At 53.8% G+C, this 5,919-nt stretch carries 6 protein-coding genes; all 6 read right to left on the reverse strand.

Going from position 1 to position 5,919, the window contains the following annotated elements; genetic code table 11:
• Positions 1–681 (reverse strand): F0F1 ATP synthase subunit A (gene atpB, locus M0974_RS06675; RefSeq protein ID WP_297834330.1); only part of this gene is annotated, 681 nt, incomplete at its 3' end.
• Positions 682–697: 16 nt separating this feature from the next.
• Entirely contained in the window at positions 698–1,105 is a 408-nt protein-coding gene (locus M0974_RS06680) for a F0F1 ATP synthase subunit I (protein ID WP_297834333.1), read from the reverse strand.
• A gap of 146 nt (positions 1,106–1,251) precedes the next feature.
• Complete coding sequence (locus tag M0974_RS06685; RefSeq protein ID WP_297834336.1) at positions 1,252–2,124, reverse strand: ParB/RepB/Spo0J family partition protein; 873 nt, start codon at positions 2,122–2,124, stop codon at positions 1,252–1,254.
• Positions 2,125–2,133: 9 nt separating this feature from the next.
• Complete coding sequence (locus tag M0974_RS06690; protein ID WP_297834339.1) at positions 2,134–2,925, reverse strand: ParA family protein; 792 nt, start codon at positions 2,923–2,925, stop codon at positions 2,134–2,136.
• An 18-nt stretch (positions 2,926–2,943) separates the two neighbouring features.
• The gene (gene rsmG, locus M0974_RS06695) at positions 2,944–3,579 is read right to left on the reverse strand and encodes a 16S rRNA (guanine(527)-N(7))-methyltransferase RsmG (protein ID WP_297834345.1); all 636 of its coding nucleotides are present in this window, start codon (positions 3,577–3,579) and stop codon (positions 2,944–2,946) included.
• A 5-nt stretch (positions 3,580–3,584) separates the two neighbouring features.
• Positions 3,585–5,477, reverse strand: coding sequence for a tRNA uridine-5-carboxymethylaminomethyl(34) synthesis enzyme MnmG (mnmG, locus tag M0974_RS06700; RefSeq protein WP_297834342.1), 1,893 nt, complete (start codon positions 5,475–5,477; stop codon positions 3,585–3,587).
• Positions 5,478–5,919 lie beyond the last annotated feature (442 nt).

Below are 5,919 nucleotides of genomic sequence, written 5' to 3' on the forward strand. Positions count from 1 at the left end.
CATGTTGCCAAACAGACGCAGTGCCAACGAGATAGGTTTGGCAATCAACGTCACGAATTCGAGTAAGAAGTTCACCGGAATCAGCAGCGCTTGAAGAAAGATGTTCTTGCTGCCAAACGGGTGCAGGGTCATTTCGCCGATGAAGCCGCCAACACCCTTAATCTTGATGCTGTAAAAAATAATCAGCGCAAATACCGACAGAGCCATGCCCAGGGTAGCGTTTGGATCAGTTGTCGATACGGCACGGAACGGGATGTGTGAGTCGCCAGTGACAATCATCGCCAAGTGAGGAATCCAGTCGACCGGTATAAGGTCGACGGCGTTCATCATGAACACCCAGACGAAGATAGTCAGCGCCAACGGCGCGATGACTGCACTGCGTCCGTGAAAACTGTCCTTCACGCTGCCGTCAACGAACTCGATCAAAACTTCAACGAAGTTCTGCAGGGCGCCGGGTTGACCCGACGTTGCCTTTTTGGCGGCCATGCGGAAGATCAGAATGAAGATCAGCCCCAATGCGACCGACCAGCCGAGAGTATCAACGTGGAAAGCCCAAAACCCCATTTCCTTGGCTTGCGCCGCGTCATGAGCAAAACCCCAACCACTGGTTGGCAAATGACCGAAGGTCAAATTCTGCAGGTGGTGCTGGATATATGCCGAAGCTGTTTGCTCTGATGCCATGGTTGCCTCAAACGCCCTAAGGTCTCGAAAGTCTTGTTCTCATAAGCAGGGGTGAAAACCAGTTGACCAGTTGGATCAACATGAAAACGCCAAATACAGCCAGCGGCGCCAATGGTTTAACACCTGCAAACGTCAGCGCAAAAAGCACTGCCGTCAAAATTAGTTTGCCCGCCTCACCGGCATAAAAAGACCGGACAATGGCTTGCGCTGCTCTAGCGCCCGTAAACCGGAACGCTTTATGAGCAAAGTACAAATTGGGCAGCCACGCTATCAGACCTCCACAAAGGCCTGAGTACCCAGCAACGACACCGTGCCACTGCCATAACGCCAACGCTGCGAGCAGCAATACTGCACATTGGGTCAGAAGCACCGGAAAAACTGCCAGGCGATGGAACGGCAGGCGTTTCTGCGTGCGGTTTTCCATCACAACTGCTCCTGGTATGTCGGCCGCCAAAATCAATAACTTGGCATAAATTGTGCCGACAAAATGCGCGCAGAGTATAGGGGCGGTTTAGCCCCTATTCAACTGCTAGGTAGTGATTTCCGACTACTCGCTACAAAGCATTTGTTTCAACGAATGTGAGCTAGCACACCCTGCAACTCATCCAACGAGTTATAACGGATGACCAACTGTCCTTTACCCTTCTGACCATGGCGAATCTGCACCGCAGACCCTAACCGCTCTGCCAGGCGCTGTTCGAGCCGACTGATGTCCGGATCGGTTTTGGCGGGTTCAACGGCAGCCGGTTTGCCACTCAACCACTGGCGAACCAAGGCTTCAGTCTGGCGTACCGTTAGGCCCCGTGCGACAACGTGTCGCGCCCCCTCGACCTGCTGTTCCTCAGGCAATCCCAGTAATGCACGTGCATGACCCATTTCCAGATCGCCATGGGACAACATGGTTTTGATGGCTTCCGGCAATGCGATCAAGCGTAGCAGGTTCGCCACGGTTACCCGCGACTTACCCACAGCATCGGCAACTTGTTGCTGCGTTAACTGGAATTCCTGCTGAAGACGCTGCAACGCTACGGCTTCTTCAATCGGATTCAGGTCTTCGCGCTGAATATTCTCGATAAGTGCCATCGCAATTGCAGTTTCGTCTGAGACATCCCGGACCATCGACGGGATTGTTTCCAGGCCGGCCTGCTGGCTGGCGCGCCAACGACGCTCACCCGCAATGATCTCAAAACGATTGCCCGCGATTGGACGCACCACAATCGGTTGCATGACGCCCTGGGCCTTGATCGAGTGCGCCAGCTCCTCGAGCGCTTGAGGGTCCATGTCGCGACGTGGCTGGTATTTGCCGCGCTGGATCAAATCCAGAGGCAAGTGTTGCAGCTCACGTTGGTCGGCCTGAACGGCTTGCTCTTCCAATGCGCTAACGGTCGGACTGCTCAGAAGTGCATCCAGCCCACGTCCGAGACCTCGTTTCTTAACGGCCATGCGGATTCCTTAAGTTGCCTGAGCAGTTCGCGGTTTGCGACGTTGACGACGAACCATCTCGCCCGCCAAGGCAAGATAGGCCAGGGCACCACGCGATGTCTTGTCATACGCCAAAGCCGGCATGCCGAAGCTTGGCGCTTCTGCCAGACGGATGTTGCGCGGAATGACAGTGTCGTAGAGTTGCTCGCCAAAATGTTCCTTGAGCTGATCAGACACATCATTGATCAGGCTCAAACGCGGGTCATACATCGTCCGCAAGAGGCCTTCGATTTTTAGCTGGGGATTAAGTAATTCAGCGATGCGTTTGATGTTATCCACAAGGTCGCTCAACCCTTCCAATGCGAAATACTCACACTGCATGGGGATAATTACCCCGTCTGCCGCAACGAGGGCGTTCAGGGTGAGCATCGACAACGACGGCGGGCAATCGATGAGGATGTAGTCGTAGTTCTCGCGAATCGGCGCCAAAGCATTACGCAGGCGACTTTCCCGCATCTGCATTTCCAGCAGAACAACCTCGGCGGCGGTGAGATCTCGGTTAGCGGGCAGCAACTGGTAACCGCCATGTTCCGAAAAATGCATGGCCTGGGCCAAATCACACTCTCCGATCAAGACGTCATACACCGAATGTTCAAGGGCGTGTTTATCCACACCACTGCCCATGGTGGCGTTGCCCTGTGGGTCGAGATCAATCAACAACACGCGGCGCTTGGTCGCAACCAGCGACGCGGCGAGGTTGATGCAGGTGGTGGTTTTACCCACGCCCCCTTTTTGGTTCGCTATCGCGAATACCTTAGCCATTCTTGCGTGTGTTCCCAATCATGCCGTGCGGCGCAGTATCAGCAGATGGCGCTGGCCTTGGCAACCAGGAACGGTCAAGGCTTGTGCGCTATCTAGGCGAAAATCTGTCGGTAATGCTACCAGTTCATCAGCGGGGTGCAGGCCTTTCATCGCCAGCCACCGAGTATCGGTGTCGCCCAAGTGGCGAGTCCACCCGGTAAAGTCTGCAAGATTGCTGAACGCCCGGGACACTATCCCGGTAAAGGGCAGCGCAGGTTGAAATGTTTCCGCGCGGCTGTGGATAACTTCGAGGTTATCCAGTTTCAGCTCAAGTTTCACCTGGGTCAGAAAACGGGTTTTTTTACCGTTGCTGTCCAGAACGGTTACTTTCATCTCTGGAAACAAGATCGCCAGCGGAATACCGGGCATCCCACCGCCACTACCAACATCGAGCCAGCGTTCACCGGCAATGAAGGGAACGACGCTCAAACTGTCGAGCAGATGCCGTGAAACCATTTCGTCCGGGTCGCGTACAGCGGTCAGGTTGTAGGCCTTGTTCCATTTGATCAACAGCGCCAAGTAAGCCAGTAGCTGGCTGTGTTGGCTTTCGCTCAAATCGACGCCAAGTTCCTGAGCGCCACGGGATAACTCTTGGGCATGTTGCGAGGTAACCATAGAACTCAAGCGCTTTGCTCCAACTGACGGCCCGCGCCGCGTTTTTTCAAATGAATCATCAACAGCGAGATTGCTGCTGGGGTGACACCGGGAATACGTGAGGCCTGGCCCAGCGTCTCAGGACGAGTTATCCCCAGCTTGCCTTGAATTTCTTTGGACAGACCAGAGATACCGACGTAATCGATATCTGCAGGTAACTTCGTGTCTTCACTGGCCCGCAGACGAGCAATTTCATCTTGCTGGCGATCAATGTAGCCCGCGTATTTAGTTTTAATTTCTACCTGCTCGGCAACCTGAGGATCGCTACAGCCATCACCAGTGATAGCGATCAGACTGGCGTAATCGACCTCAGGGCGCGTCAGCAAATTCAGCAAATTGTATTCGTGAGTCAGCGGCGTACCAAAATGTGCAGAAATCGCGTCGCCCTGTAAGGTTCCGGGACGTACCCAAGTACTTTTCAGGCGCTGCTCTTCCAACTCGATGCTTTCGCGCTTGGTGCAGAACGCTGCCCAACGAGCGTCATCGACCAATCCCAACTCTCTGCCCTTCTCGGTCAGACGCAGGTCGGCGTTGTCTTCGCGCAGAATCAAACGGTACTCGGCCCGAGACGTGAACATCCGATAGGGCTCTTGGGTACCCAAGGTAATCAGATCGTCGACAAGCACCCCGATGTAAGCCTCGTCCCGGCGCGGGCACCAACTTTCCTTGCCTTTTGCGAGCAATGCCGCATTGGTACCAGCAAGCAAACCTTGAGCGGCGGCTTCTTCGTAGCCCGTCGTACCGTTGATCTGCCCAGCGAAAAACAGACCGCCGATAACCTTGGTTTCGAGGCTGTATTTCAAATCTCGGGGGTCGAAATAATCGTATTCGATCGCATACCCAGGGCGAACAATGTGCGCATTTTCCATGCCGCGAATTGAACGCACGATCTGCAGCTGAACGTCGAAAGGCAACGAAGTAGAAATACCGTTCGGGTAAAGCTCGTGGGTATTCAACCCTTCCGGTTCGATGAATACCTGATGGCTTTGCTTGTCCGCAAAGCGATGGATCTTATCTTCGATGGACGGGCAGTAGCGTGGGCCTACACCTTCGATTACACCGGAGTACATCGGTGAACGATCAAGGTTGGCAGCGATAATTTCATGCGTGCGGGCGTTGGTATGGGTAATCCAGCAACTGACCTGAGCGGGATGCTGCTCCTTGGAACCCATGAACGACATAACCGGGATTGGGGTATCACCCGGTTGTTCGGTCATTACCGAAAAGTCCACTGAACGGCCATCGATACGCGGGGGCGTGCCTGTTTTCAAGCGGCCGACACGCAGTGGCAGTTCACGCAGACGCTGAGCCAGTGCGATCGATGGTGGATCGCCTGCGCGTCCACCCGAATAATTCTGCATGCCAATGTGGATAAGTCCACCGAGGAACGTGCCAGTGGTCAACACCACTGCGTCCGCGAGAAAACGCAGGCCCATTTGGGTCACAACGCCGCGCACCTGATCTTGTTCAACGATCAAATCATCGCAGGCTTGTTGGAATATCCACAGGTTGGGCTGGTTTTCGATAATTTCGCGAATGGCGGACTTATACAAAACTCGATCAGCTTGGGCACGGGTAGCACGCACGGCTGGGCCTTTGCGGCTGTTCAGCACACGAAACTGAATTCCACCTTTGTCGGTGGCGATGGCCATGGCGCCGCCAAGGGCGTCGATTTCCTTTACCAAGTGGCTTTTGCCTATGCCACCGATGGCCGGGTTGCAGCTCATTTGGCCTAGCGTTTCCACGTTGTGCGTCAGCAGCAGGGTTTTAGCACCCATACGTGCTGACGCCAGTGCGGCCTCGGTACCGGCATGACCGCCACCGATGACGATCACTTCAAAACGGGAAGGGAAATCCACCACGCACCTCGTTCCTGCTCTTGAAAACAGGAAAATAAAATTTGGACAGTCGGCAAGTATAGGGACTTACCCCCTGTGAAAGGAACCCGTTGCACAAAATTCGACCAGCTGTGGATGACTGGCGGTTATAGAAATTAAAAAGAAAGAAATTTATAAGATCTTTGTTTTTATGTTTATTCTTAGTGAGCACCATTTCTGTGGATAAGGTTCTACAGGCCTTATTTATCAATGTGTACAGAGATTCAAAAGTCTGTGGTCATGTGCCAAGGAGGCCCTTGGATAAGTGCCTTGAGCCTGTGGATTAAAGTGATGGTTATCCACAGAGGGGATTATGCCCAGTTTTCAGGCCTTGTTATCAACTGAGCTAAGGGCGGGTTATACACAGGGCTTAATCCACAGAAAAGCTGTGCAATGGCCAGAAAAAAGACGCAGGAAAGCAGCC

Source organism: Pseudomonas sp. (genome assembly GCF_026224925.1).
GTDB lineage: Bacteria > Pseudomonadota > Gammaproteobacteria > Pseudomonadales > Pseudomonadaceae > Aquipseudomonas.

What these genes read in the sequence shown, in the direction of transcription:
- M0974_RS06685 (WP_297834336.1), bottom strand. Translation starts at nt 2,124, where the DNA reads ATGGCCGTTAAGAAACGAGGTCTCGGACGTGGGCTGGATGCACTTCTG.
- M0974_RS06680 (WP_297834333.1), bottom strand. Translation starts at nt 1,105, where the DNA reads ATGGAAAACCGCACGCAGAAACGCCTGCCGTTCCATCGCCTGGCAGTT.
- rsmG (WP_297834345.1), bottom strand. Translation starts at nt 3,579, where the DNA reads ATGGTTACCTCGCAACATGCCCAAGAGTTATCCCGTGGCGCTCAGGAA.
- M0974_RS06690 (WP_297834339.1), bottom strand. Translation starts at nt 2,925, where the DNA reads ATGGCTAAGGTATTCGCGATAGCGAACCAAAAAGGGGGCGTGGGTAAA.